The 26,511-nt window shown below is 70.8% G+C and carries 20 protein-coding genes, 1 tRNA gene and 1 pseudogene; 16 read left to right on the top strand and 6 right to left on the bottom strand.

What is annotated here, in order from left to right:
* Window positions 1–56: 56 nt before the first annotated feature.
* Window positions 57–1,352 carry an MFS transporter gene (locus ACZ7L6_RS22150; protein WP_471926419.1) on the bottom strand — a complete coding sequence of 432 codons (1,296 nt, stop codon included), beginning with the start codon at window positions 1,350–1,352 and terminating at the stop codon, window positions 57–59.
* Window positions 1,353–1,648: 296 nt separating this feature from the next.
* Window positions 1,649–3,176 (bottom strand): annotated as a pseudogene (locus tag ACZ7L6_RS22155) (potassium/proton antiporter).
* A gap of 238 nt (window positions 3,177–3,414) precedes the next feature.
* On the opposite strand from ACZ7L6_RS22155, the gene ACZ7L6_RS22160 reads away from it, so the two are divergent.
* Window positions 3,415–6,201, top strand: coding sequence for a penicillin acylase family protein (locus ACZ7L6_RS22160; protein WP_471926421.1), 2,787 nt, complete (start codon window positions 3,415–3,417; stop codon window positions 6,199–6,201).
* Window positions 6,202–6,273: 72 nt separating this feature from the next.
* On the opposite strand, the gene ACZ7L6_RS22165 is transcribed toward ACZ7L6_RS22160, so the two are convergent.
* On the bottom strand, window positions 6,274–6,855 hold the full coding sequence (locus ACZ7L6_RS22165; RefSeq protein ID WP_471926423.1) for a 5-formyltetrahydrofolate cyclo-ligase: 582 nt from the start codon (window positions 6,853–6,855) through the stop codon (window positions 6,274–6,276).
* 134 nt (window positions 6,856–6,989) lie between these two features.
* Between ACZ7L6_RS22165 and galU the strand changes: the two genes are divergently transcribed.
* The 8 genes from galU (at window position 6,990) to ACZ7L6_RS22205 (ending at window position 13,954) form a co-directional block, all read left to right on the top strand.
* Entirely contained in the window at window positions 6,990–7,892 is a 903-nt protein-coding gene (gene galU, locus ACZ7L6_RS22170; RefSeq protein ID WP_471926425.1) for a UTP--glucose-1-phosphate uridylyltransferase GalU, read from the top strand.
* Window positions 7,893–7,896: 4 nt separating this feature from the next.
* The gene (glp, locus tag ACZ7L6_RS22175) at window positions 7,897–9,219 is read left to right on the top strand and encodes a molybdotransferase-like divisome protein Glp (protein WP_471926427.1); all 1,323 of its coding nucleotides are present in this window, start codon (window positions 7,897–7,899) and stop codon (window positions 9,217–9,219) included.
* 86 nt (window positions 9,220–9,305) lie between these two features.
* Entirely contained in the window at window positions 9,306–9,833 is a 528-nt protein-coding gene (moaC, locus tag ACZ7L6_RS22180; protein ID WP_471926429.1) for a cyclic pyranopterin monophosphate synthase MoaC, read from the top strand.
* On the top strand, window positions 9,830–10,330 hold the full coding sequence (locus tag ACZ7L6_RS22185) for a MogA/MoaB family molybdenum cofactor biosynthesis protein (RefSeq protein WP_471926431.1): 501 nt from the start codon (window positions 9,830–9,832) through the stop codon (window positions 10,328–10,330). Before moaC ends, ACZ7L6_RS22185 begins: the two co-directional genes overlap by 4 nt.
* A gap of 20 nt (window positions 10,331–10,350) precedes the next feature.
* Window positions 10,351–10,986, top strand: coding sequence for a GNAT family N-acetyltransferase (locus ACZ7L6_RS22190; protein ID WP_471926433.1), 636 nt, complete (start codon window positions 10,351–10,353; stop codon window positions 10,984–10,986).
* Between the two features lie 207 nt (window positions 10,987–11,193).
* Window positions 11,194–12,435, top strand: coding sequence for a divisome protein SepX/GlpR (gene sepX, locus ACZ7L6_RS22195; RefSeq protein ID WP_471926435.1), 1,242 nt, complete (start codon window positions 11,194–11,196; stop codon window positions 12,433–12,435).
* Between the two features lie 107 nt (window positions 12,436–12,542).
* Window positions 12,543–12,616: transfer RNA gene (locus tag ACZ7L6_RS22200), tRNA-Ala, on the top strand.
* Between the two features lie 96 nt (window positions 12,617–12,712).
* Window positions 12,713–13,954, top strand: a complete 1,242-nt coding sequence (locus tag ACZ7L6_RS22205) for an MFS transporter (protein WP_471926437.1) — start codon at window positions 12,713–12,715, stop codon at window positions 13,952–13,954.
* Window positions 13,955–13,958: 4 nt separating this feature from the next.
* Here ACZ7L6_RS22205 and ACZ7L6_RS22210 read toward each other — a convergent pair whose 3' ends face one another.
* Window positions 13,959–14,435 carry a GNAT family N-acetyltransferase gene (locus tag ACZ7L6_RS22210; RefSeq protein ID WP_471926439.1) on the bottom strand — a complete coding sequence of 159 codons (477 nt, stop codon included), beginning with the start codon at window positions 14,433–14,435 and terminating at the stop codon, window positions 13,959–13,961.
* A gap of 77 nt (window positions 14,436–14,512) precedes the next feature.
* Between ACZ7L6_RS22210 and ACZ7L6_RS22215 the strand changes: the two genes are divergently transcribed.
* Window positions 14,513–15,316: an exodeoxyribonuclease III gene (locus tag ACZ7L6_RS22215; RefSeq protein WP_471926441.1), complete on the top strand. Its 804-nt coding sequence runs from the start codon at window positions 14,513–14,515 to the stop codon at window positions 15,314–15,316.
* A gap of 119 nt (window positions 15,317–15,435) precedes the next feature.
* Here the strand turns inward: ACZ7L6_RS22215 and ACZ7L6_RS22220 are convergent, their stop codons facing one another.
* Window positions 15,436–16,077: a MerR family transcriptional regulator gene (locus ACZ7L6_RS22220; protein WP_471926443.1), complete on the bottom strand. Its 642-nt coding sequence runs from the start codon at window positions 16,075–16,077 to the stop codon at window positions 15,436–15,438.
* 139 nt (window positions 16,078–16,216) lie between these two features.
* On the opposite strand from ACZ7L6_RS22220, the gene ACZ7L6_RS22225 reads away from it, so the two are divergent.
* The 4 genes from ACZ7L6_RS22225 (at window position 16,217) to ACZ7L6_RS22240 (ending at window position 19,881) form a co-directional block, all read left to right on the top strand.
* On the top strand, window positions 16,217–17,779 hold the full coding sequence (locus ACZ7L6_RS22225; protein ID WP_471926445.1) for a flavin-containing monooxygenase: 1,563 nt from the start codon (window positions 16,217–16,219) through the stop codon (window positions 17,777–17,779).
* Window positions 17,776–18,732, top strand: a complete 957-nt coding sequence (locus ACZ7L6_RS22230) for an alpha/beta fold hydrolase (protein ID WP_471926447.1) — start codon at window positions 17,776–17,778, stop codon at window positions 18,730–18,732. Before ACZ7L6_RS22225 ends, ACZ7L6_RS22230 begins: the two co-directional genes overlap by 4 nt.
* The gene (locus ACZ7L6_RS22235) at window positions 18,729–19,622 is read left to right on the top strand and encodes an SDR family oxidoreductase (protein WP_471926449.1); all 894 of its coding nucleotides are present in this window, start codon (window positions 18,729–18,731) and stop codon (window positions 19,620–19,622) included. Before ACZ7L6_RS22230 ends, ACZ7L6_RS22235 begins: the two co-directional genes overlap by 4 nt.
* 88 nt (window positions 19,623–19,710) lie before the next feature.
* Entirely contained in the window at window positions 19,711–19,881 is a 171-nt protein-coding gene (locus ACZ7L6_RS22240) for a hypothetical protein (RefSeq protein ID WP_471926451.1), read from the top strand.
* 115 nt (window positions 19,882–19,996) lie between these two features.
* On the opposite strand, the gene ACZ7L6_RS22245 is transcribed toward ACZ7L6_RS22240, so the two are convergent.
* Window positions 19,997–23,254, bottom strand: a complete 3,258-nt coding sequence (locus ACZ7L6_RS22245) for a S41 family peptidase (RefSeq protein ID WP_471926453.1) — start codon at window positions 23,252–23,254, stop codon at window positions 19,997–19,999.
* A 244-nt stretch (window positions 23,255–23,498) separates the two neighbouring features.
* Here ACZ7L6_RS22245 and ACZ7L6_RS22250 point away from each other — a divergent pair, with 244 nt between their 5' ends.
* Together ACZ7L6_RS22250 and ACZ7L6_RS22255 are read left to right on the top strand one after the other, a co-directional pair.
* A complete protein-coding gene (locus tag ACZ7L6_RS22250) occupies window positions 23,499–24,101 on the top strand; it encodes a TetR/AcrR family transcriptional regulator (protein WP_471926455.1) in 603 nt (200 codons plus the stop codon).
* 131 nt (window positions 24,102–24,232) lie between these two features.
* A complete protein-coding gene (locus ACZ7L6_RS22255; RefSeq protein WP_471926457.1) occupies window positions 24,233–26,467 on the top strand; it encodes an MMPL family transporter in 2,235 nt (744 codons plus the stop codon).
* Window positions 26,468–26,511: the final 44 nt, after the last annotated feature.

Here is a 26,511-nt window from a genome sequence, read left to right on the forward strand (position 1 = left end):
TGGCACTCTCACTCGATGAGTGCTAACGACGAACCATAGTGACGTATTCCAGCCGCTCAGTCCACTGCCACCGGCACGCGGTGACCGACGCCACGTGCGACGGTACGGCCGCGGGGCCGCACCACCAGCCGTGAGCGCAGCGCCACCAGGGTCGCCAGGGCGAGCAGGGTCCCGCCCATCGGCACCAGGAACCCGGCACCGCCCCAGAAGCGGTCCTCCAGCTGCCCGGCGACCGTGACGGCGGCCGCCTGGCCGAGCGCCACCGCGCCCGTGAGCCAGGTGAACGCCTCGGTGCGGGCACCCGCCGGAACCAGGCTCTCGACCAGCGTGTAGCCGGTGATCAGCGCGGGCGCGATGCACATGCCGACGAGCAGGCCGAGGCCGGCCAGGACGAGCACCGAGTGCGCGGCCCACAGGCCGGACGCGGCCAGCGCGAGGGCGGCGTAACCGATGAGCAGGCGGCGCTGTGGGGCCACCTTCCAGGCGATGGCGCCGCAGGCGATGCCGGAGAGCATGTTGCCCGCCGCGAAGGTGCCGTACAGGACGCCGTTCAGGCCGGGCTCGCCGATCGACTCGGTGAAGGCGGCCAGCGAGACCTGCATGCCGCCGAAGACGGAACCGATGCCGAGGAAGGTCACGATCAGCACGCGCACCCCGGGGATCCGCAGCGCGGAAGCGTGCTCCACGCGCGCGTGCCCGCTGACGGTGACCGAGGGCTGTGTGCTCTTCTGCGCGGCGAACAGCAGACCGCCCAGCAGGGTGAGCGCGGCCTCCGTCACCAGGCCCGCGGCCGGGTCGACGGCGGTGCACAGGGCGGTGGCCAGCAGCGGACCGACGACGAAGGTCAGCTCGTCGGTGACCGACTCGAAGGCCGCGGCCGTCGTCATCAGGGGCGAGCCCTGGAGCTTCACGCCCCAGCGCGCCCGCACCATGGGCCCGACCTGCGGCACCGAGGCACCGGTCGGCACGGCCGCCGCGAACAGCGCCCACAGGGGAGCGTGGGCCAGGGCGAGCGCGGTCAGGGTCAGGCCCGACAGGGTGTGGATCAGCACGCCGGGGATGAGGACGGCGCGCTGTCCGTAGCGGTCGGCGAGGCGGCCGCTGTACGGGGCGAACAGCGCCATGGAGACGCCGGTGACGGCCGCGGCGGCACCTGCCGCGCCGTACGAGCCGGTGGTGTGCTGCACGAGCAGCACGATGGAGATGGTCAGCATCGCGAACGGCTGGCGTGCCGCGAAGCCGGGGAGCAGGAACGTCCAGGCGCCGCGGGTGCGCAGCAGCTGTCCGTATCCCGGGCGGGAAGAGGGCGCGGAGTCCTTCGGCGCCTTCGACGTGGTGACCGTGGCCGCCACGGCCGTGCCTTTCTGCCGCCTGGTAGCGCGGCCCCTTCGGGTGGGGGGCGGCGCCGAGAGCTGTCCTCTTGCGCGGAACTGCGGTAGATACCGGCGCCCACTTGAGGAAGGGCGTCCCGGCCGCCATACGGTCGCGCCAGCTCTGCGTCAGGCAGAGTTGGTTTGATCTGGGTGACGCCTGCATAGTACAGGGAGCAGCGCCTGCCGATCCTGTGAAAATGAGCACCATACGGCGCTTCACCTGCGATTCGGGCGACCCGGGTAGGGCAGCCCCGGCGCCCCGTAAGACCGTCCCGTCAGACCGTCCCGTTCGTCCCCAGCCACCCGGCCAGCTTGCCCCCCGTACCCACGGCGCGCAGCCGGCGCTCAGCGGCGTCGCGTACCGGGTCCGTGGCGACCACGAGCAGTTCGTCCCCGCGCCGCAGCGCTGTCGTCGGCAGCGGAACGAACGATTTTCCCTCGCGGACGACGAGGGTGACCGCGGCCCCGGCGGGCAGTCGCAGCTCGTTGACCTCGACGCCGTGCATCTTCGAGCCCTCGGGGATCGCGACGGACAGCAGATGCCCGCGCAGCCGCTCCAGGGGCGCCGACTCGATGCCGAGGTCGGCGGCCTCGGGGCCCCGGCCGAGGTCCAGCGTGCGGCCGAGCCACGGCAGCGTCGGGCCCTGGACCAGGGTGTAGACGACGACCAGGACGAAGACGATGTTGAAGATGCGCCGGCTGTCCTCGACACCGCCCACCATCGGGATCGTCGCCAGGATGATGGGTACGGCGCCGCGCAGCCCCGCCCAGGACATCAGCGCCTGCTCCCGCCAGGGGACGCGGAACGGCGTCAGACACACCACGACGCTCAGCGGGCGCGCCACCATGGTCAGCGCCAGCCCGATGAGGAGGGCGGGCACGATGTCGTCGCCCAGCTCGTGCGGGGTGACCAGAAGGCCGAGCAGGACGAACATGCCGATCTGCGCGATCCAGCCCAGCCCGTCGGCGAAACCGCGGGTGGCGGGCCAGTGCGGCAGCTTGGCGTTGCCCATCATCATCGCGGCGAGATAGACGGCCAGGAAGCCGCTGCCGTGGGCCATGGCGCCCGCCGCGTACGCGGTGACGGCGATGGCCATGACGGCGATCGGATAGAGACCCGAGGCGGGCAGCGCCACGTGCCTGAGGCCCCAGGAGCCCAGCCAGCCCACTGCGATGCCGACGGCCGCACCGATGGCCAGCTCCAAAGCTATCTCGCCCGCCAGCACGTACCAGTGCTCGATCGGGCCGTGCTCGGAGAAGGCGACCACCAGGATGACCACAGGGGCGTCGTTGAAGCCGGACTCGGCCTCCAGGGTGCCCGTCACGCGCGCGGGCAGCGGGATCTTGCGCAGGACGGAGAACACCGCCGCGGCGTCGGTCGAGGAGACGACCGCCCCGATGATGAGCGCCTGCCGCCACTCCAGCCCGACCAGGTAGTGCGCGGCCGCCGCCGTGACCCCGACGCTCACCGTGACGCCGGCCAGCGCCAGCGCGGACGCGGCCGGAAGGGCCGGCTTGATCTCCTTCCACTTCGTGCCCAGACCACCTTCGGCCAGGATCACGACCAGCGCCGCATACCCGATGACCTGGGTCAGCTCGGCGTCGTCGAAGCGGATGCCGCCGATGCCGTCCTGGCCCATGAGCACGCCGATGCCCAGGTACACGAGCAGGCTGGGGAGCCCGCTGCGCGAGGAGATCCGGACCGCTGCGACGGCGACGAGCAGGACGAGCGAGCAGACGAGCAGGAGCTGGTTGAGGTCGTGGACAGTCAGCGGCCGTTCCCTTTCCCTGGCCCGCGCGCATGCGCGCGTGGGTCACGTACATAGGACACGAAGTGGCGGTTCTCCGCACCCAACTACTTCGTTACCTTACCTAACTCTTGACGATTTCTTGACGCTCCGAGAGGCATGATCGAACGTCCGTCCGCGCTGGTTCACCACTCCGCGTCAAGCGGGACCGGGCCCTGCGCCTATGGTTGCTCCAGCGCTCATTCAAAAGGACAGCCGGCCCTGCCGCTCGCGTTAGGACAGCAAGGACAGCGATGCCCCCCAATACCACCGCCTCCACGGGTCAGCAGCCCGGCAAGTCCGGCAGGAAGAAGGGGCGCAAAGCCCGTCTGATCGTCCTCGTGCTGGTGCTGGCAGTGATCGCAGGCGTCACCGGCGGTGCCTACTGGTCCATCAGTACCGTCCGCGCCTCCTTCCCGCAGACCAAGGGCTCGCTCACGCTCGCCGGCCTGTCCGGGCCCGTCGACGTCAAGCGCGACGGCTACGGCATCCCACAGATCTACGCCTCCTCCGACGAGGACCTGTTCATGGCGCAGGGCTACGTCCAGGCGCAGGACCGGTTCTACGAGATGGACGTGCGCCGGCACATGACCTCCGGGCGCCTGTCGGAGATGTTCGGCAAGAGCCAGGTCGACAACGACGAGTTCCTGCGCACCCTGGGCTGGGACCGCATCGCGCAGCAGGAGTACGACAAGACGCTGTCGGCCTCCACCAAGAAGTACCTCCAGGCCTACGCCAAGGGCGTCAACGCCTACCTGGACGGCAAGGACGGCAAGGACATCTCCCTGGAGTACGCCGCCCTCGGCTTCACCAACGACTACAAGCCGGAGAAGTGGACCCCGGTCGACTCGATCTCCTGGCTGAAGGCGATGGCCTGGGACCTGCGCGGCAACATGCAGGACGAGATCGACCGCGCCCTGATGACCAGCCGCCTCGGCCCCAAGGAGATCGCGGACCTGTACCCGCAGTACCCGTACGGCCGCAACAAGGCGATCGTCCAGGCGGGTCAGTACGACGAGACCACCAAGACGTTCGAGCAGAGCGGCTCCGCGTCCACCGCGGGCTCGTCCACCGTCGGCTCCGCAGGCGGCACGGCGGGCACGGCCTCCTCCTCGGGCACGACCGGCCTGCAGAGCCAGCTGGCGGGCCTGCAGAACGTCCTGGACGACCTCCCCACGGCCGTCGGCGTGAACGGCAACGGCATCGGCTCCAACTCCTGGGTCGTCTCCGGCAAGCACACCATCACCGGCAAGCCCCTGCTGGCCAACGACCCGCACCTGTCGGCGTCGCTGCCGTCCGTCTGGTACCAGATGGGCCTGCACTGCCGCAGCGTCTCCAGCAAGTGCCAGTACGACGTCACCGGCTACACCTTCGCGGGCATGCCCGGCGTGATCATCGGCCACAACCAGAACATCGCCTGGGGCATGACCAACTCCGGCGTCGACGTCACCGACCTCTACCTGGAGAAGCTCTCCGGCGACGGTTACCAGCTCGACGGCAGGACGGTGCCCTTCAAGACGCGCGAGGAGACCATCAAGGTCGCCGGCGGCGAGTCCAAGAAGATCGTCGTCCGCGAGACGAACAACGGCCCCCTGCTGTCCGACCGCAGCTCCGAGCTGGTGAAGGTCGGCAAGAAGGCCACCGTCGACACCGCCGCCCCCGACCGCGGCGACGGCTACGGCATCGCCCTGCGCTGGACCGCGCTGGACCCGGGCACCTCCATGGACGCCGTCTTCGCCATGGACAAGGCGGCGGACTGGAACGACTTCCGCGCCGCGGCGACCCTGTTCGACGTGCCCTCGCAGAACCTGATCTACGCCGACACCGAGGACCACATCGGCTACACGCTGCCCGGAAAGATCCCCACGCGCGCGAAGGGCTACGACGGCTCCGTCCCGGCGCCGGGCTGGGACTCCAGGTCCCGCTGGACCGGCTACATCGACGACGACGAGCTGCCGTACGAGTACAACCCGGCCCGCGGCTACATCGTCACCGCCAACCAGGCGGTGGTCGACAAGGACAAGTACCCCTACACGCTCACCACGGACTGGGGCTACGGCACCCGCAGCCAGCGCATCACCGACCTGATCCAGTCGAAGATCGACGACGGCGGCAAGATCTCCACCGACGACATGCGCCAGATGCAGCTCGACAACAGCAGCGAGATCGCCAAGCTGCTCGTGCCCCAGCTGCTGAAGATCAACATCGATGACAAGGACGTCCGGGACGCGAAGGACGTGCGGGACGCACAGGAGCTCCTGGAGGGCTGGGACTACACCCAGGACGCCGACTCGGCGGCGGCCGCCTACTTCAACTCGGTCTGGCGCAACATCCTCAAGCTCGCCTTCGGCAACAAGCTGCCCAAGGAGCTGCGGGTCAAGGGCCAGTGCCTGTGGGTCGACCCGGTCAACACCACCGGCCCCGCGGACGAGACGAACAAGGTGCGCGAGTGCGGTGAGCGCGACGCCGACCAGGCGCAGCCGGACGGCGGCGACCGCTGGTTCGAGGTCGTGCGCAGCCTCATGGACGACGAGAAGAGCTACTGGTGGACCACGCCGAAGTCGGGCAACCGCCCCGCGGCCGTCAACCGGGACCAGCTGTTCAAGCGGGCCATGATCGACGCCCGCTGGGAGCTGACCGCCAAGCTCGGCAAGGACATCGACACCTGGAGCTGGGGCCGGCTGCACCGCCTGTTCCTGAAGAACCAGACCCTCGGCACCGAGGGCCCCGGTTTCCTGCAGTACATCCTCAACCGCGGCCCCTGGAAGCTCAGCGGCGGCGAGGCCACGGTCAACGCCACCGGCTGGAACGCCGCGGGCGGCTACGGCGTCGTCTGGGTGCCGTCGATGCGGATGGTGGTCAACCTCGCCGACCTCGACAAGTCCAAGTGGATCAACCTCACCGGTGCCTCCGGGCACGCCTACAACGCCCACTACACCGACCAGACGGACAAGTGGGCCGACGGCGAACTGCTCGACTGGTCCTTCTCCGACGGCGCGGTCGACGACAGCACGAGCGACACCCTGGTGCTCAAGCCGTGACCCCCTGACGGCGAACGGCTGAAGGGGCCCTCCACGCGCGCGTGGAGGGCCCGTTCGCCTCAAGGGCGTGGCTCAGGCATCCGCGAAGCGGCGCACACCCGACGGCGTCACCACCGCGTGCACCGGCCGGTCGTGCGGCTCCTCGGGAAGGCGCTCGACGACCTCGGAGTCGTACAGCAGCACCACGAGCGCGGGACGGGCACCCGCGCGTTCCAGCCGGGCGAGGACGCGGTCGTACGACCCACCGCCGCGCCCCAGGCGCATCCCGCGCGCGTCGACCGCCAGGCCCGGCAGCAGCACGACGTCGGCGCCGGTCACGGCGTCCGGGCCGAGGCGTTCGCCGCTCGGCTCGAAGAGGGCCATCTTTCCGCCGTGTTGGACCCGGGCGAGGGAGTCCTCCCCGGCGTACGTGCCCCAGTCGAGGTCGTTGTCGGGCAGGAGGGCGGGAAGCAGGACGCGCACGCCCCGCGCGCGCAGTGCGTCCAGCAGCGCGAGCGTGCCGGGCTCGCTGCCCACGGAGACGTACGCCGCCACCGTGCGCGCCTGCGCCAACTCGGGCAGCTGAAGTGCCCGCTCGGCCAGCGCGGCCGACGATGCCCGCACGTCATCCGCCGTCAACCTGCTTCTCACCGCGAGGAGCTCTCGCCGCAACATTCGCTTGTCAGTCTCGCCCGGACGTCCGATGTGACTCACCAGTCGCTTCCCGTACCCTTCCCAATGCGCTCATATGAGAGCCAAATAACCGGAGCCTCAGATTCCCTACAAAGGCACCGGATAAGGTGGCGGGCATGACTCAGTCGCACCCTCGGATCAGCAAGGCTGTCATCCCCGCAGCGGGCCTTGGTACCCGCTTCCTGCCGGCCACCAAAGCCACTCCCAAGGAGATGCTGCCGGTCGTCGACAAGCCGGCGATCCAGTACGTGGTCGAAGAGGCCGTCTCCGCCGGCCTCGACGACGTCCTCATGATCACGGGCCGCAACAAGCGCCCCCTGGAGGACCACTTCGACCGCAACTACGAACTCGAGTCCGCCCTGGAGAAGAAGGGCGACGGCGAACGGCTCGCCAAGGTCCAGGAGTCCAGTGACCTCGCCACCATGCACTACGTGCGCCAGGGCGACCCCAAGGGCCTCGGCCATGCCGTCCTGTGCGCCGCCCCGCACGTCGGCCACGAGCCCTTCGCCGTCCTGCTCGGCGACGACCTGATCGACCCGCGCGACCCGCTGCTCAAGCGGATGGTCGAGGTGCAGGAGCAGCGAGGCGGCAGCGTCATCGCGCTCATGGAGGTCGCGCCCGAGCAGATCCACCTCTACGGCTGTGCGGCCGTGGACCCCACCGAGGACAGCGACGTGGTCAAGGTGCACGACCTCGTCGAGAAGCCGGCCGTGGCGGACGCCCCGTCGAACTACGCGATCATCGGCCGCTACGTCCTCGACCCGCACATCTTCGACATACTGCGCAAGACCGAGCCCGGCCGCGGCGGTGAGATCCAGCTCACCGACGCCCTCCAGCAGCTCGCCGCGGACGAGAAGGTCGGCGGCCCCGTGCACGGCGTCGTCTTCAAGGGCCGCCGCTATGACACCGGCGACCGTGGCGACTATCTGCGTGCCATTGTCAGACTCGCATGCGAACGTGAAGACCTGGGCCCGGACTTCCGGACCTGGCTTCGCAGTTACGTAGCCGAGGAGATGTAGCGATTTGAGCACCGCCGCGCCCCGCCCCGCCGACCAGGACCACCTCTGGTCGGTGGACGAACACCTGGAGGACATCCTCACCACCGTCCGCCCCCTCGAACCCATCGAGCTGCAACTGCTCGACGCCCAGGGCTGCGTCCTGGTCGACGACGTCACGGTGCCGGTCTCCCTGCCGCCGTTCGACAACAGCTCCATGGACGGGTACGCGGTACGGGTCGCGGATGTCGCGGGCGCGAGCGAGGAGTTCCCCGCCGTCCTGGAGGTCGTCGGGGACGTCGCGGCGGGCCAGGCCGGACTGCTCCACGTGGGCCCCGGCCAGGCCGCCCGCATCATGACCGGTGCCCCGCTGCCGCCCGGCGCCGAGACCGTCGTTCCGGTGGAGTGGACCGACGGGGGCCTCGGCGAGGGCCCGGTGACCGGGATGCGCGCGCGCAGCCTGGCCCCCGAGGGGGCCCACGGCGAGGTGCACGTGTACCGGTCGGCCGAGGCACGCGCGCATGTGCGGGCGACGGGCAGCGACGTGAAGGCCGGCGACCGGGCGCTCGAAGCCGGTACGGTCCTCGGACCGCCGCAGATCGCCCTGCTCGCCGCGATCGGCCGCGGCACGGTACGCGTCCGGCCGCGCCCGCGCGTGGTCGTCCTGTCCACCGGCAGCGAACTCGTCCAGCCCGACGAGGACCTGGGCAGCGGCCAGATCTACGACTCCAACAGCTTCGCCCTCACCGCGGCCGCCCGTGACGCCGGCGCCATCGCCTACCGCGTGGGCGCCGTCGCCGACGACGCCGAGACCCTGCGCAACACCATCGAGGACCAGCTCGTGCGCGCCGACCTCATGGTCACCACCGGCGGCGTGAGCGTCGGGGCGTACGACGTCGTCAAGGAGGCGCTGTCCCACGTCGCCGACGAGGACGAGGCCGGCAGCGGCATCGAGTTCCGCAAGCTCGCCATGCAGCCCGGCAAGCCCCAGGGCTTCGGCTCCATCGGCCCCGACCACATCCCGCTGCTCGCACTCCCGGGCAACCCGGTGTCGTCGTACGTCTCCTTCGAACTGTTCGTGCGCCCCGCGATCCGCACGCTCATGGGCCTCCAGGACGTCCACCGGCCCCGCACCACCGCGACGCTCACCGCGGACAAGGCGCTGACCTCGCCCAAGGGCCGCAGACAGTTCCTGCGCGGGACGTACGCCGGCGGCGAGGTGCGGCCGGTCGGCGGCGCCGGATCCCATCTGATCGCCGCCCTCGCGCACGCCGACGCGCTGATCGTGGTCCCCGAGGACGTCGAGAGCGTCGAGCCCGGCACCGAGGTCGAGGTGGTCCTGCTCGGCTGAGCACCGCTGCTTGGGGGTACCGTGTCGCGCACAGCAGGCCCGTGCGCCGCACCGCGACGGGCCAGGACCGGGAGCGCCACACCAGCATGACTGAGCCTTCCCGGGGGGAGACCCCCGGAGCCCCTGAGCAGGACCGACCCATCCAGGACCGACTCACGCACATCGACGAGGCGGGCGCGGCCCGCATGGTCGACGTGTCGGAGAAGGACGTGACCGCGCGCACCGCCCGCGCCAGCGGACGCGTCCTCGTCTCACCCCGCGTGATCGAGCTGCTGCGCGGCGAGGGGGTACCGAAGGGCGACGCCCTCGCCACCGCGCGCATCGCCGGCATCATGGGCGCCAAGCGCACCCCCGATCTCATCCCGCTGTGCCACCCGCTCGCGGTGTCCGGTGTGAAACTGGACCTGTCGGTCGCGGACGACGCGGTGGAGATCCACGCCACCGTGAAGACGACGGACCGCACGGGCGTCGAGATGGAGGCCCTCACCGCGGTCTCCGTCGCCGCGCTCACCGTGATCGACATGGTGAAGGCGGTCGACAAGGGAGCGGTCATCACGGACGTACGGGTCGAGGAGAAGACGGGCGGCAAGTCGGGCGACTGGAGCCGGGCATGACGTATCGCGCTCTTGTGGTCACCGCCTCCAACCGGGCCGCCGCCGGGGTCTACGAGGACAAGGGCGGTCCGCTGATCGCCGACGGCCTCAAGCGCTTCGGCTTCGACGTCGAGGGACCGCAGGTCGTGCCCGACGGAGACCCCGTGGAGGCCGCCCTGCGCGCCGGTGCCGACGCCGGGTACGACGTCATCGTGACCACGGGCGGCACCGGCATCTCGCCGACCGACCGCACACCCGAGGCGACCCGTGCGGTGATCGACCACGAGGTGCCGGGCATCGCGGAGGCGATCAGGGCGTTCGGACGGGACAAGGTGCCGACGGCGGCGCTGTCCCGGGGGCTCGCCGGAGTCGCCGGGCGCACGCTGATCATCAACCTGCCCGGCTCCAGCGGCGGGGTGAAGGACGGCCTGGCCGTCCTGGAACCGCTCCTGACGCACGCCGTCGACCAGATCCGCGGCGGTGACCACCCCAGACCGAGCAGCGGGGGTGCGAGCTGAACAGCCCATCCTGGCCCGTCGTGCTGCGGGACGGCGACGTCGTCCTGAGGCCGATAAAGATGCGCGACCAACGGGCCTGGCGCGAGGTCAACCGGCGCAACCGCGACTGGCTGCGCCCCTGGGAGGCGACGATTCCGCCGCCGACGCCCAGCGGGCCGATCGCACACCGGCCGACCTACCGCCAGATGGTCCGGCATCTGCGGTCCGAGGCGAACGCGGGCCGGATGCTGCCGTTCGTCATCGAGTACCAGGGGCGGCTGGTCGGGCAGTTGACGGTCGCCGGGATCACCTGGGGCTCGATGTGCTCGGGGCACGTCGGTTACTGGGTGGACGAGGCGGTGGCGGGTCGCGGGGTGATGCCGACCGCCGTGGCGCTCGTCGTGGACCACTGTTTCCGGACCGTCGGTCTGCACCGCATCGAGGTCTGCATTCGCCCCGAGAACGCGCCCAGCCGCCGGGTCGTGGAGAAACTCGGATTCCGCGAGGAGGGGCTGCGTCCGCGTTATCTCCACATCGACGGAGCCTGGCGGGACCATCTCGTCTTCGCGCTCACGGCGGAAGAGGTGCCGGAAGGGTTGCTCGGCCGCTGGCACCGGGCACGCCCTCAGCAGACGCCGCGCACGAACCCGCAGAACACCCAGGGGAATCCCGCGTAGCGCGGAAGTCGTCCCGGCAGCCGCTCCGGAAATTGAATAAGTGTTCGAAATTGATGCCGGATGACCGGCTCGGGGCATTAAATTCGCTCCCTCGGTGGGCTGCTGATCGCATCGGTCACAAAAAAAGTTCGAAATATCAGCCAGATCGTGCGACACACCGGCTCAATTGGCAGATGGCCTCACGCAAACCCCTCTACCGTGTGAGGCGTGAGCAGCAGCGGCCTCATCTACGCAGTCATTGTCGGGGCCTGGGCCGCCTACCTGGTGCCGATGTGGCTCCGTAGGCAGGACGAGCTGAACGAGGCCCGTCCGACGGAACGCTTCAGCACAGCCATCCGGTTGCTGTCCGGACGGGCGGGGATGGAGCGCCGGTACGCCAAGGACCTGCGCGCGCGTTCCACCGACGAGGGGGAGCCCAGCGCCGTGGACCCGGGCGACGTCACCGAGTCGGTGGACGTCCGGGCCTTCGCCGTGCCTCCGACCCGTCCGCAGACCCAGGTGACGGTCCAGGCACAGGCGCCGGGACGCCCGGATTCGGTGCCGGAACAGGCGTCCAGACCGGCACCCGAACGCGGCACCGCATCCGCGCCCGAACCGGGCCCCGGCTCGGCACGCAAGGCACGGGCGCGCGTGCCCGCCGCCCGGCGCTCGCCCTCGGAGGAGGCGGCCGCGGCACGCGCCCGGCGCTCCAAGGTGCTCGCGCGGCGCAGGCGCACCACCGTCGTCCTCTTCCTCGCCTTCACCCTCGGCGCGGTCGTCGCCGCGGTCGGCGGGCTCGCGTTCCTGTGGGCGCCCGGCATCCCGGCGGTGCTGCTCAGCGGGTACATCGCGTACCTGCGTTCCCAGGAGCGCCGCCGCTTCGCCTACCAGATGGACCGGCGGCAGGCCGAGGCCGCCGCGCAGCGGCTGCGCGAGCACGCCCGCCAGTCCCGCAGGCGGGGCGCCGCCGACGCCGGTGACGGCATCGACGAGCCCGACGAGAGGCCTGAATCAGGCACCGACACCGGGCTGTCCGCTCTCGCCGCGGACCGGCGTGCCCTCGTCGAGCAGACCGACCACGCCGAGTGGGTCGACCAGCAGCGCGAGCGGCAGCGGCGGCCCGGGCACGGGGACAGCTGGGACCCGGTCCCGGTGCCGTTGCCGACGTACGTGACCGCGCCGGTCGCTCCGCGAGCCACCTCCGACGTGGATCTCGGGGCGCCGGACGCCTGGAGCTCCGCCCGGTCGAGCTCCGTCGCGCGGGACCGCGACGCGGGCGCCGACGCCGGGGACGGTGCCCCACGGGGCGCGGAGCCGGCGGACGCGGCGCGCGACGAGGAGAAGCCCGACGGGGACGGCCGCAGCGACGCCCGCCGGGCCGCTTCCGCCCGCCGGGCCCGCGAGCGGGGCCGTACGCCACTGTTCGATCAGTACGAGGACGGCGACCGGCCGCGAGCGGCGAACGAGTAGCCGGCCGGCCCCGTGGCGGGCCGGGCGGCCCTCACGGCCACCTCGGCCGACCAGGGAACGGATTTCCAAGCAGGCCGATCGGGGTGCTAAAGTTTCACTCGTTGCAAGGGCCTGTGGCGCAGTCCGGTAGCGCACCTCGTTCGCATCGAGGGGGCCAGGGGTTCAAATCCCCTCAGGTCCACAGCAACGACTTTCCAAGGGAACTTGGGGAGTTGGCGAGATCCCGTCCGATCGGTTGATCGGGCGGGATCTTTCGTTGTGCCCAAGGGGCGGCGGCATGAGGGGGAGTGTGGAGAAGGTCACCGCGGAGTTACCCTCCCGGCGTGCGGCGCCCCTGCGGACAGCGGCCTTCCGGAGGTACGTGACCGCCAGTCTGATCTCCGCCACCGGATCGGCGATGGCGCCCCTCGCACTCGCGTACTCCGTGATCGACCAGGGCGGAGGAGCCCGGGCCCTCGGTGTGGTGCTCGCCACGAACACCGTTCCGATCGTCGTCTTCCTCCTCGTCGGCGGAGTGCTCGCGGACCGTGTGTCCCGGAGCCGGCTGCTCTTCCTCGGCAATCTGCTGGCGGCCGCCGCCCAAGGGGCGCTCGCGGTCACCGTCGCCACCGGCCACGCCACGACCGCCTCCATCGCGGTCTGCGGTTTCGTCTCGGGAACGGCGGTCGCCTTCACCGTGCCCGCCGCTCACGGAGCCGTCGCCCAGATCGTGCCCGCGGAGCAGTTGCAGCAGGCCAACGCCCTGCTCAGGCTGCCGGACAACGCGGTCAAGGTGCTCGGACCGGCCGTCGGCGGAGTCGTCGTCGCGGTCAGCGGCCCGGCCTGGGCGCTGGCCTGGGACGCGCTCACCTTCGCCGTCGCCGCCGTGCTGCTGCTCGGGCTGCGCCTGGACGCGCCCGTCGCCGTCACCAGTGCGCTGAGCGATCTGCGCGAGGGATGGTCCGGCTTGTGGTCGCGGACCTGGCTGTGGACCTATACGGCGGCCGGAACCGTCCTCGTCGCCGCCTGGCTGGCCGGGTTCCAGCTGCTCGGGCCCGTCGTCGCGGCGGAGCGGTACGCGGGGGCGCGTGACTGGGGGCTGGTGCAGGGCGCGTTCGCGGCGGGGCTGCTGGCCGGGACGGTGGTGTGCCTGCGCTGGCGGCCGTACCGGCTGCTCACGGTGGCCGTCGTGGCCTGCCTGCCGCTCGCCGGGCCGCTGCTCGCCCTGGGATACGGACTGCCGCTGCCCTGGGTGCTGTTGGCCGCGCTGCTCGCGGGCATCGCGCTGGACGTCTCGGTCGTCGCGTGGACCTCCGCCTTCCAACAGCACGTGCCGAAGGACGAGTTGGGGCGCATGAGCGCGTTCAACGGCGTGGGGGAGCGGCTGGCGATCCCCCTCGGCTATCTGCTGACCGCGCTCGCGGCCGGCACGTGGGACAACCGGACGGTGCTGGTGGCCTGCGCCGGTCTGGTCGTCGTCGCCGCCGTCCTCAACCTCTGTGTGCGGGACGTGTATCGCATCAACGCTGTGCGGAACTGACCGCTCACAGCGCCTTGGCGTAACACAGGCTCAGCTCGTGGAAGCGGTAGTAGCCGAACTTCTCGCACGGCTCGTACCCACTGGACGTGTACAGCGCCACCGCCTCCGGCTGCTTGGACCCGGTCTCCAGCACCATGCGCCTGCGGCCCGCCGCCCGCGCGTCCTCCTCCAGCGCGGCCAGAACGCGTCGGGCCAGGCCCCGCCCGCGCATCTGCTCGATCACGTACATGCGCTTGATCTCGGCGTCCCCGTCCCGGTTGCCCTCGCCGTTCTCGTCCTGTGTGCGCCAGCCGCCGGAGGCGACGGGGGTGCCGAGCTCGTCGTACGCGATCAGGTACAGGCCGTTCGGCGGCTCGAAGTCCGCCGGGTCCATGGGTGTGGCATCGCCGCCGTCGCCGTAGCGGACGCCGTACTCGGCCTGGACCTGGTCGTTGAGCTTGACGGCGTCGGGGTGGTCGAAGGAGATGCGACGTATATGCATGCTGGATACCGTATATCAATTCAAGATCAAGAGCTTCCAGAATCGGACAACGTCCAGTGTGCCGGTATCGTGCCCGGGTGCTCACTGTGACCTCTGTGAATGTGAACGGGCTGCGCGCCGCCGCGAAGAAGGGCTTCGTTGAGTGGCTCGCCGGTACGGAAGCCGATGTGCTGTGCCTGCAGGAGGTGCGCGCGGAGCCGCAGCAGCTGCCCGAGCACGTCCGCACGCCCCACGGCTGGCACGTCGTGCACGCGCCCGCCGCCGCCAAGGGCCGGGCCGGCGTCTCCCTCTACAGCCGCCGTGAGCCCGACCGCATCCAGGTCGGCTTCGGGTCGAGTGAGTTCGACGACAGCGGGCGTTACGTCGAGGCCGACCTGCCCGGTGTGACGGTCGCCTCCCTCTACCTCCCCTCCGGCGAGGTCGGCACCGAGCGGCAGGACGAGAAGGTCCGCTTCATGGGCGAGTTCCTCGCCTACCTCAAGGACCTGCGCGAACGCGCCGCCGCCGACGGCCGCGAGGTCCTCGTCTGCGGCGACTGGAACATCGCCCACCAGCAGGCGGACCTGAAGAACTGGCGTGGCAACACCAAGAACTCGGGCTTCCTCCCGGAGGAGCGGGAGTGGCTCACGCAGGTGTTCGAGCCGACCGCCGGTGGTTACGTCGATGTCCTACGAGCGCTGCATCCGGACGTCGAGGGGCCGTACTCGTGGTGGTCGTACCGCGGGCGGGCGTTCGACAACGACACGGGATGGCGCATCGACTACCACGTGGCGACGCCCGGGCTCGCCACCAAGGCCCTCAAGGGGTACGTCGAGCGCGCGGCGACGCATGCGGAGCGGTGGTCGGATCATGCGCCGGTGACGGTGGTGTACGGCCACTGAGCGGTCCACGACTGCGAGAGTGTCGCAGTGTGTCGCCGGTCGGCTGCCGCGTCGTCGTGGCTGGTCGCGCCCGCGCGGCGGTAGCCGCACATCAAACAGAGCCCCGCGCCCCTGGGGCGTCACTGCTTGCGTAGGCGGCGGTCCAAAGCCAGTGACAGTTCCGCCTCCACCACGCTCCGGGCCAGCGGGCGCAAGCGGTGGAGGTCGTCCTCGCCGGCGTGGCGCAGCACCAGCTCGGCGAACATCTCTGCCAGGTCGTCCACGTGTTGGCGGACGCGTTTGCCGGCCGCCAGGACGTCCGCGAGCGGGATGCCTTCGCGGACCAGGGCCGAGGAGACGTCCAGCAGGCGGCGGCTGATGTGGACGATCTCGTCGCCGTCGGTGCCGAGGTAGCCGAGTTCCAGGGCGGCGGCGAGGTTCTCCGGGGTGACCTGGCCCTCGAAGCGGGCGGCGAGTTCCTCGGGGGTGAGGCGGACGGGCTCTTCCTCCGAGGGGGGCTCCACGCCCAGCAGGTCGGCGACGTCGCGGCCGTGGTCGAGGGCCTCGGCCAGTTCCGCGATGCCGGTGAGGGTGTGGCCGCGCTCCAGCAGGGCCGCGATGGTGCGCAGGCGGGCCAGGTGATGGTCGTCGTACCAGGCGATACGGCCCTCGCGGCGGGGCGGCGGGATCAGCTTGCGTTCCCGGTAGAAGCGCAGGGTGCGCACCGTGATGCCGGCCAGACGGGCCAGCTCTTCCATGCGGTACTCACGCTTCTCGGTCACTCCGGAACCTTAATTCGTACCGGCGGTAACTTTCCTCGCTCGACCCCTACCGGTCGGTACGGACCTCCTCTACTCTCCCCATTACGCCAGTGTTCACTGGCACGGTTCCAGGTTCCGGGTGAAGCATGGAGGCACAGGCATGGCCGAACGCGAACATGTGCGGGTCGCGGTGGTCGGGTCCGGGTTCGGTGGGCTGGGGGCCGCCGTACGGCTGCGACGCGAGGGCGTCACCGACTTCGTCGTCCTGGAGCGGGCCGGCAGCGTCGGCGGCACCTGGCGGGACAACAGCTATCCCGGATGCGCCTGCGATGTGCCGTCCCATCTGTACTCGTTCTCCTTCGCGCCCAATCCCGACTGGCCGCGCACCTTCTCCGGGCAGGAGCACATCCGCGCCTACCTGGAACACGTCGCGGACGTCTTCCGGCTGCGTCCCCACATCCGCTTCGACTCGGAGGTGAAGCGGATGACCTGGAACGGCGAGCGGGTGTGCTGGGACATCGAGACGGCGAGCGGGGAGCTCTCGGCCGACATCGTCGTCTCGGCCACCGGGCCGCTGTCCGACCCGAAGATCCCCGGCATCCCGGGGCTGGACTCCTTCCCCGGCAAGGTCTTCCACTCCGCCCGCTGGGACCACGACTACGACCTGCGCGGCAAGCGCGTCGCCATGGTCGGCACCGGCGCCTCCGCCATCCAGATCGTGCCGGCCGTCCAGCCCGAGGTGGAGCGGCTCACGCTCTTCCAGCGCACGCCAGCGTGGGTCATGCCCCGCATGGACCGGGCGATCAGCGGCGCCGAGCGCGCCCTGCACCGGGCCCTGCCCTTCACCGCACAGCTGCGCCGCGGACTGCTCTGGGGCATCCGGGAGTTGCAGGTCCAGGCGTTCACCAAGCATCCCAACGAGCTGGGGCTCGTAGAGCAGCTGGCCAAGCGGAACATGGGCCGGTCCATCAAGGACCCCGCCCTGCGCGCCAAGCTCACTCCCGACTACCGCATCGGCTGCAAGCGGATCCTGCTGAGCAGCGAGTACTACCCGGCGCTCGCCCAGCCCAATGTGGACCTCGTCGCCAGCGGTCTGAGCGAGGTCCACGGCTCCACGCTGGTCGCGGCCGACGGCAGTGAGGCCGAGGTCGACGCGATCATCTTCGGCACCGGGTTCCATGTCACCGACATGCCCATCGCCGAGCGGGTCGTGGGCGCGGAGGGGAAGACTCTCGCCGAGGTGTGGAAGGGCGGGATGGAGGCCCTGAGGGGTGCCTCGGCGGCCGGGTTCCCGAACTGGATGTCCATCATCGGGCCCAACACGGGGCTCGGGAACTCGTCCATGATCCTCATGATCGAGTCCCAGCTGAACTACATGGCCGACTTCGTACGGCAGTTGACCGTCCTGGGCGGTCGCGTGGCCCTCGACGCACGGCCGAGCGCCGTGGCCGCCTGGAACCGGCGGGTGCAGGAGCGCATGAAGCGGACGGTGTGGAACACCGGCGGCTGCACGAGTTGGTACCTCGACGCGAACGGCCGTAACACCACCATCTGGCCCGGTACGACATCCGAGTTCCGGCGGGCCACGCGGCGGGTGGATCTCGGCGAGTACGCCGTCGTCCGGTCGTCCGTCGAGAAAACCAAGCAAGCCAAGGAAGCCAAGGAAGCCAAGAAGGACAAGAAAGACAAGGGAGACATGGAAAGTGTCGAGGTGACCGCGTGAGCCGTCTGATGCACGTGACGTCCGGGCCGTACGCCCCGCCCACCCCCACCCGCGAGCTCACCGCCGTCTCCGCCGACGGCGCCCGGCTGCACATAGAGGTGCACGGCCCCGAGGACGCGCCGGCCGTCGTCCTCGCACACGGCTGGACCTGCTCGACCGCCTTCTGGGCGGCGCAGATACGGGACCTCGCCGCCGACCACCGGGTCATCGCCTACGACCAGCGCGGCCACGGACGCAGCCCGGCGAGCCCGGCCTGCAGCGCCGACGCGCTCGCCGACGACCTCGAAGCCGTACTGAAGGAGACCCTCGCGTCCGGCGAGAAGGCCGTGATCGTCGGGCACTCCATGGGCGGCATGACGGTGATGGCCGCCGCCGCGCGCCCGGGGTTCCGGGAGCACGCGGCCGCCGTCCTGCTGTGCAGCACGGGCGCCGCGCGGCTGGTCGCCGAGTCCACGGTCGTACCCCTGCGTCCCGGGCGGCTGCGGACCTGGCTGACCAAGCACATCCTCGGGTCGCGCGCGCCGCTCGGGCCGGTCACGCCGGTCGCCCGGGCGATCCTCAAGTACGCGACCATGGGCCCCGGTTCGGCCCCGCACATGGTCGAGGCGTGCGCGCGGATCGTGCACGCGTGTCCGCGCAAGGTGCGGTACGCCTGGTCGCAGGTGCTCGACCTGCTCGATCTCGACCACGGCGTACGGGAGTTGGCGGCGCCGACCGCGGTCATCGTCGGCACGGCCGACCGGCTGACCCCGCCCGTGCACGCCCGCTCGCTGGCCGCCGCGCTGCCGAACTGCCTCGGCGTCACCGAACTGCCCGGCCTCGGGCACATGACGCCGGTCGAGGCGCCCGAGCTGGTGACCGGGCGGATACGGGAACTCGTCACGACGTACGCGCAGAACGATCGGGCGTACCCGCAGGCCGACACGTACACGCAGGTCAAGGAGGGCGCATGAGCAGGGTGAGCCTCGAAGGACAGGTCGCCGTCGTCACGGGGGCGGCGCGGGGCGTCGGTGAGCTGCTCGCCCGCAAGCTCTCCGCGCGGGGGGCGAGCGTGGCGCTCGTCGGGCTGGAGCCGGACGAGCTCAAGCAGGTCTCCGAACGGCTGCACGGCGACAGCGACCACTGGTACGCCGACGTGACGGACCACGAGGCGATGGCCCGGGTGGCGCGCGAGGTGAAGGAGCGGTTCGGGAAGGTCGACATCGTGGTGGCGAATGCCGGTGTCGCCACCGGTGGGCCCTTCGTCGACTCCGATCCGGAGGCGTGGCGGCGGGTCATCGAGGTCAACCTCATCGGATCGGCCGTGACGGCGCGGGCGTTTCTGCCGGTGCTGATGGAGAGCCGGGGGTATCTGCTGCAGATCGCCTCGCTGGCCGCCATCACTCCGGCGCCGATGATGACGGCGTACTGCGCGTCCAAGTCGGGTGTGGAGGCGTACGCGCACAGTCTGCGGGCCGAGGTCGGCTACAAGGGCGTACGGGTGGGCGTCGGGTATCTGTCGTGGACCGACACCGACATGGTGCGCGGGGCCGATCAGGACGACGTGATGCGGGAGTTGAGGAAGCGGCTGCCCTGGCCGTCCAACAAGACGTATCCGCTGGGGCCGGCGGTCGACCGGATCGTGGCCGGGATCGAGCGGCGGTCGAGCCATGTGTACGGGCAGTGGTGGCTGCGCGGGATGCAGGGCGTGCGCGGGTATCTGCCGGGGATCATCGGGACCGTCGGGCAGCGGGAGATGCGGCGGTTCGCGGACCGGCTGGAGGGGATGCGGACGGGGCTGGTCGGGGCGGGGGGCGCCGCCGACGAGCAGGAGCGAACTGGGCGGACTACGGGGAGTAACTGATCGACATGCGTGGTGTAATCGCCCGTGTGAATCTGGTCGAGGCCCCAACGAGGGGCCAATCCCCCACCCAGTACGGGAGTGAACCCACATGGGCATGAAGGACCAGTTCCAGGAGAAGTCCGAGCGACTGCAGGAGCAGGCGCGACAGAAGGCTCAGCAGGCGCGGGAGCGGGGCCGTCAGCGCGACCGTGACGAGGACCCTGAGCGGTCGCCGCTGCGTGAGGACGAGGAGCGCTTCGACCAGGACTACGACCGGTAGTCGTTCGCTCGACAGTAGCTGAGAACGCGGGGTGCCCCCTGTTCGGTGGGTGCCCCGCGTTCAGCGTTTTCGGGTGCCGGCCGGTGGGGGCTGGTCGCGCAGTTCCCCGCGCCCCTCAGGGCGTTGGCGTTGCCCCTTCTTGGTTCCTCGGTGGCAATTGCGGCCTCGAGCGGTCCGGGACGTGTGCGTAGTCCGGGGGCGTTGCCGGGGGGTTTGTCTCCAGTAGCTCCAGGGCCAGTTCCACCGCGTCCGTCAGTTGGGCGTGGCGGCCCTCCGCCCAGTCCAAGGGGGTGCGCAGGACCTCCACGTCCGGAGTCACGCCTTTGTTCTCGATGCTCCAGCCGTACGCGTCGAACCAGGCCGCGTTCATCGGGACCGTGATCACCGTGCCGTCGCCGAGGCGGTGGCGGCCGGTCATGCCGACGACTCCGCCCCAGGTGCGCTGGCCGACGACCGGCCCCAGTTTGAGGAGTTTGAAGGCCGCCGTGATCATGTCGCCGTCGGAGGACGTCGCCTCGTCGGCCAGGGCGACCACCGGTCCCCGCGGGGCATTGGAGGCGTACGACACCGGCTGGGCGTTTCTCGTCAGGTCCCAGCCGAGGATCGTGCGGGTCAGCTTCTCCACGACCAGCTCGCTGATGTGGCCGCCCGCGTTGCCGCGTACGTCGACGATCAGTGCGGGGCGTGACATCTCCATGCGCAGGTCCCGGTTGAACTGGGCCCAGCCCGAGCCGCCCATGTCCGGGATGTGCAGGTAGCCGCAGCGGCCGCCGCTCAACTCCCGTACGACGGCCCGGCGTTTGGCGACCCAGTCCTGGTAGCGCAGGGGGCGTTCGTCGATCAGGGGGACCACCGCGACCCGGCGTGACCTGCCTGCCTCGCCCTCCGCCGGGGTGAAGGTGAGCTCCACCGTCGTACCGCCGGAGCCGGCGAGGAGGGGATAGGGGCCCGCGACCGGGTCCACCGGGCGGCCGTCGACGTGGGTGAGCACCGCGCCTTCCCGGATGCCGGTGCCTGCCAGCGGGGAGCGGGCCTTGGAGTCGGAGGACTCGCCGGGGAGGATGCGTCTGACCATCCAGCCCTCGTCCCTGCGGACGAAGTTGGCGCCGAGCAGGCCCTGCCAGCGCTGGTAGTGGGGCGGGCCCTCGTTGCGGCGGGCGGCGGCGACGTAGGCGTGGGAGGTGCCGAGTTCGCCCAGCACCTCGCGCAGCAGGTCGGCGAACTCGTCGGGGGAGGCCACGCGGTCGACCAGGGGACGGTACTGGGCCAGGACCGCGTCCCAGTCGATGCCGCACATGTCCGGCTCCCAGAAGTACGCCCTGATCAGCCGGCCCGCCTCCTCGTATGCCTGCCGCCACTCCGCGGTCGGATCCACCTCGTGCAGGATGCGGCGCGCGTCGATCCACACGGTGGTGTCGCTGTCGCCGGACTCGGTGGCGGGCACCGCCCGCAGGTCGCCCTCGTCGAGCAGGACGAGGCGGGTGCCGTCGCCGCTGACCGCGAACCAGTCCAGGTGGTCGACGAGTTCGGACTTCTTGGCCTTGCTGATGTTGAAGTGTTCGAGGGTCGGCCGCCCGGTCATGTCGTCCGGGTTGGCGAACGTCTCGCCCAGCGCGCCCGAGATCGGCCAGCGCAGCCAGACCAGTCCGCCGCCCGCGACCGGGTGCAGCGCGGAGTACTTGGAGGCGGCGACCGGGAAGGGGGTGACCCGGTTCTCCAGTCCCTCGATCTCCACGGTCGTCGCACCCCCCTCGCCGCCCTCCTCGTCCTCCACCGGGTCCAGGCCACCGGCGGCCGGGCGGCCCTCCGGGTTCAGGGCGAAGGGGGAGGGGGTCGCGGAGGACAGGGGGACCAGGTAGGGCCGGCAGCCGAGGGGGAAGGAGAGGTCGCCGGTGTGGACGTCGTAGACCGGGTCGAAGCCGCGCCAGGAGAGGAAGGCCAGATAGCGGCCGTCCCGGGTGAACACCGGGTTCTCGTCCTCGAAGCGGCCGTTGGTGACGTCGACGATCAGCCGGTCCTTTATGCGGGCCAGCTTGATCTGGCGCAGGGAGCGGCCGATGCCGGGATGGGACCAGGTCAGCCAAGTGCCGTCCGGCGAGAAGGCCAGGTCCCGCACCGGGCCGTTGATCGACCGGATCAGCTCCGTGACCTCGCCGTTGGAGTCTTCCGTTGCGTCGATGAGGAGCAGCCGTCCGTCGTGCGAGGCGATCGCCAGGCGCTCGCCCTCCGGGTCGGCGACCATCTCCAGGGCACGGCCCAGTTCGCCCGAGGCGAGGCGGCGGGGTTCCCGGTCGCCGGTCGCCCTCGGCAGGTAGGCGATCTCGATCGCGTCCTCGCCCTCCGCGTCCGTCACGTAGGCGACCTGGCCGGACGAGCCGAGCATCTCCGGGAGCCGGATCCGTACGCCGGGCGTGTCGGTGATCGTGCGTGCTGGACCGTCCCGGTGGGTCAGCCAGTAGAGGCTGCCCCGCACGACCACGGCGCTCGCGCGGCCCGTCTCGTCGACGGAGACGCCGTCGACGTGCTGGGCGGCCGGCACCTGGTACGTCCGGCGGCCGGCGCGCGGCCCGCTCAGCCGCACCTCCAGCTTGCGCGGCTTGCTGTCCGCGGCGAGGTCGTCCACGATCCACAGGTCGCCCGCGCACTGGTACACCACCCGGGTGCCGTCACTGGAGGCGTGCCGGGCGTAGAAGGCGTCGTGGTCGGTGTGACGGCGCAGGTCGGAGCCGTCGTAGGCGCACGAGTAGAGGTTGCCGACGCCCTCGTGGTCGGAGAGGAAGGCGATACGGCCGCCGACGAACATGGGGGAGTGCAGGTGGCCGCCGATGTCCGCGAGCAGGCGCTCGCCGTGCAGCCAGAGGCGGCCGGTGGCGCCGCCCCGGTAGCGCTTCCAGGCGGCCGGTTCGTGCGGTGGGGTGCCGGTCAGCAGGAGCGTCTTGCGCTCGCCGTCGAGGTCGGCGACCTGGATGTCGGAGCACGGTCCCCAGGGCAGCTTGCGGCCGGGGTCGCCGCCGAGGCTGACCTTGTAGGCCCAGGTGAAGTGGGAGAAGGGCTCGCCGTGGGAGGCGACGGCGAGGATGATGCCGTCCGGTGTCCAGCCGCACACCTGGGTGTCCGGTGACCCCCAGTGGGTGAGCTGTCTGCCCGGGCCGCCGTCCACCGGGACCAGGTGGATCTCGGGGGTCAGGCTGCGCCAGCTCGTGTACGCGATGTGGCGGCCGTCGGGGGAGAAGCGGGGGTGGCCGATCTTGGTGCGGTCCACGGTGAGCCGCCAGGCACGGCCCGGCCGGTCCAGCGGGGCCAGCCACAGGTCGTCCTCGGCCACGAAGCACAGCAGTTCGCCGCTCAGATGCGGTAGGCGCAGGTAGCTCACGTCCCCATGCTTTGCCCGGGGGCGGATGGGGGCAAGTCGTGCCATAACAGGTCGGCCATCGGAGTGCGGGGCGGTGCGTGACCGCGACCGGGCGACGCGTGACCCACGATCGGGCGGCGCGTGACCCACGATCGGGCGGCGCGTGACCCACGACACGAACGAAACCGTTTCGTTTCGCTAGGGGGTGGGGTACATTCGTCGTGTACGAAACCGTGTCGTTCGGAGCGGGAAGGTGGAGAGGGTCATGACTGAGGTCGCAGCGCCGCGTCGCAGTCGTATCACTCCCGAGCGCGAGGCCGAGTTGTACGAGGCCGTGCTCGACCTGCTCCGAGAGGTCGGCTACGACGCCCTCACCATGGACGCCGTGGCCGCGCGCACCCGGTCCAGCAAGGCGACGCTCTACCGCCAGTGGGGCGGCAAGGCCGAGCTGGTGGTAAAGGCCATCCGGCACACAAAGCCCGGCAAGGACGTCGACGCCGTCGACACCGGGTCGCTCCGCGGCGACTTCCATGCGCTGATGGCGCATGTGGACGACGCCGAGATGGCGCAGAACAGCGCGTTGATGCGTGGGCTCGCCATGGCGATGCACGCGAACCCGGACCTCCACCGGGAGTTCCGGAGCCAGATCGTCGAACCGGAGATCGTGGCGTTCCGCCGTGTGCTGCAGCGCGCCGTCGACCGGGGCGAGGTCCGGCCGGACTGCCCGGCGCTGGACTTCGTGGTGCACATGATGCTCGGCGCGTTCGTCACCTGCACGATCCTCGACGAGCGGCCGCCGACGCGGGCCTTCCTCACCTCGTACATCGACGCCGTGGTCCTCCCCGCCCTCGGCGCACCCGTCAGCTGACGAGTCCCCTCGGCTGACGGTCTCCCCAAGCAAGCCCTCCACCTGACGTATCCGCTCACGTCGTCGGGCTGATCACCCCTGCCCTGGGGCCTGTGTGGCCCCGACCCCACGACTGACCGGGAGACGCCTTCGTGGCCACATTCCTGTACAAACTCGGCAGGCTCGCCTTCAGGCGACGCCATTTCGTCGCCCTGATATGGGTCGCGCTGCTCACCCTCGCCGGTGTGGGCGCGGCGAGCGCGCCCGCCGCGGGGTCCACGTCCTTCTCGATCCCCGGCACCGAGGCGCAGAAGGCCTTCGACCTGCTGGAGCAGCGCTTCCCCGGCATGAGCGCCGACGGCGCCACCGCCCGGGTCGTCTTCAAGGCGCCTCAGGGCGAGAAGATGACGGACGCCGCCAACAAGGCGACCGTCGAGAAGACCGTCGACGAGCTGTCCGACGGCTCCGAGGTGACCTCCGTCGCCGACCCGTACAAGGCGAACGCCGTCAGCAAGGACGGCACGATCGCGTACGCGTCGGTGAGGTACGAGGTCTCCGGCATGGAGCTGAAGGACGCCTCCCGCGAGGCCCTGGAGGATGCCGCGCAGGACGCGCGGGACACCGGGCTGACCGTGGAGGTCGGCGGTGACGCCCTCCAGACGACACCCGAGACCGGCGCCACCGAGATCATCGGCATCGCGGTCGCCGCGGTCGTCCTCGTCATCACCTTCGGCTCCCTGATCGCGGCAGGGCTCCCGCTGCTCACCGCCCTGATCGGCGTGGGCATCGGCATCTCCACGATCACCGCCCTGGCGAACGCGCTGGAGCTGGGCTCCACGACCTCGACGCTGGCCATGATGATCGGCCTCGCGGTCGGCATCGACTACGCCCTGTTCATCGTCTCCCGCTACCGCGCCGAGCTGGCCGAGGGCCGCGACCGCGAGGAGGCGGCCGGCCGGGCCGTCGGCACCGCGGGCTCGGCGGTGGTCTTCGCGGGCCTGACGGTCGTGATCGCGCTGGTCGGCCTGTCGGTCGTCAACATCCCGATGCTGACGAAGATGGGCATCGCGGCGGCCGGCACGGTCGTGATCGCGGTGCTGATCGCCCTGACGATGATCCCGGCCCTGCTCGGGTACGCCGGCAAGAAGGTGCGCCCCGCCGGGAAGAAGAGCCGGTGGATGGGCGGCAACCGGGCCGAGAAGAAGGCGGCCTCCGGCAAGGCCAAGCCGAACATGGGCACGCGCTGGGCGAGCTTCGTCGTACGCCGTCCGATCGCCGTGCTGATGCTGGGCGTCGTGGGCCTGGGCGCGGCCGCCGTCCCCGCGGCCTCCCTGGAACTGGGCCTGCCCGACGACGGCTCGCAGCCGACGTCCACGACCCAGCGCCGTGCGTACGACCTGCTCTCCGACGGCTTCGGGCCGGGCTTCAACGGCCCGCTGATGGTCGTGGTCGACGCGAAGGGCAGCAACGACCCGAACGCCGTGTTCAGCCAGGTCGGCGACGACATCAAGGGCCTGAAGAACGTCGTGACCGTGACCCCGGCGACGCCCAACAAGGCGGGTGACACGGCGACGATCACGGTGATCCCGGACGCCAAGCCGTCGTCGGTGACGACGGAGGACCTCGTGCACGCCATCCGCGACAAGGGCACGGAGGTGAAGGCCGACACGGACGCGAACGTGCTGGTCACCGGCACGACGGCGATGAACATCGACGTGTCCGAGAAACTCAACGACGCGCTGATCCCGTACCTCGCCCTGGTGGTCGGCCTGGCCTTCCTCCTCCTGATCGTCGTCTTCCGCTCGATCCTCGTCCCGCTCAAGGCGGCGCTCGGCTTCCTGCTGAGCGTGATGGCGGCGCTGGGCGCGGTGGTCGCGGTCTTCCAGTGGGGCTGGCTCGCGGGGCTCATGGGCGTGGAGGAGACCGGCCCGGTGATGTCCATGATGCCGATCTTCATGGTGGGCGTGGTCTTCGGTCTGGCGATGGACTACGAGGTGTTCCTCGTGACGCGGATGCGCGAGGCGTACGTCCACGGCGAGAAGCCGAGCCAGGCGGTGGTGACCGGCTTCAAGCACGGCGCGCGGGTCGTCACGGCCGCGGCCGTGATCATGATGGCGGTCTTCGCGGGCTTCATCGGCTCGTCCGAGTCCATGGTCAAGATGATCGGCTTCGGCCTGGCGACCGCGGTCTTCTTCGACGCCTTCATCGTGCGGATGGCCATCGTCCCGGCGGTCCTGGCGCTGCTGGGGAAGCGGGCCTGGTGGCTGCCGAAGTGGCTGGACCGCGCCCTGCCGAACGTGGACGTGGAGGGCGAGGGCCTGCGCACGGCCGCCGAATCCAGGAAGAACGCGGACCCCGACGAGGACCGCGCGCTGGTACGCGTCTGACCGGTCACCATTGAAGAAAGCCGGCCGGTGAGGGCTCCGTGGGG

It is taken from the genome of Streptomyces sp. NPDC107522 (assembly GCF_055657525.1).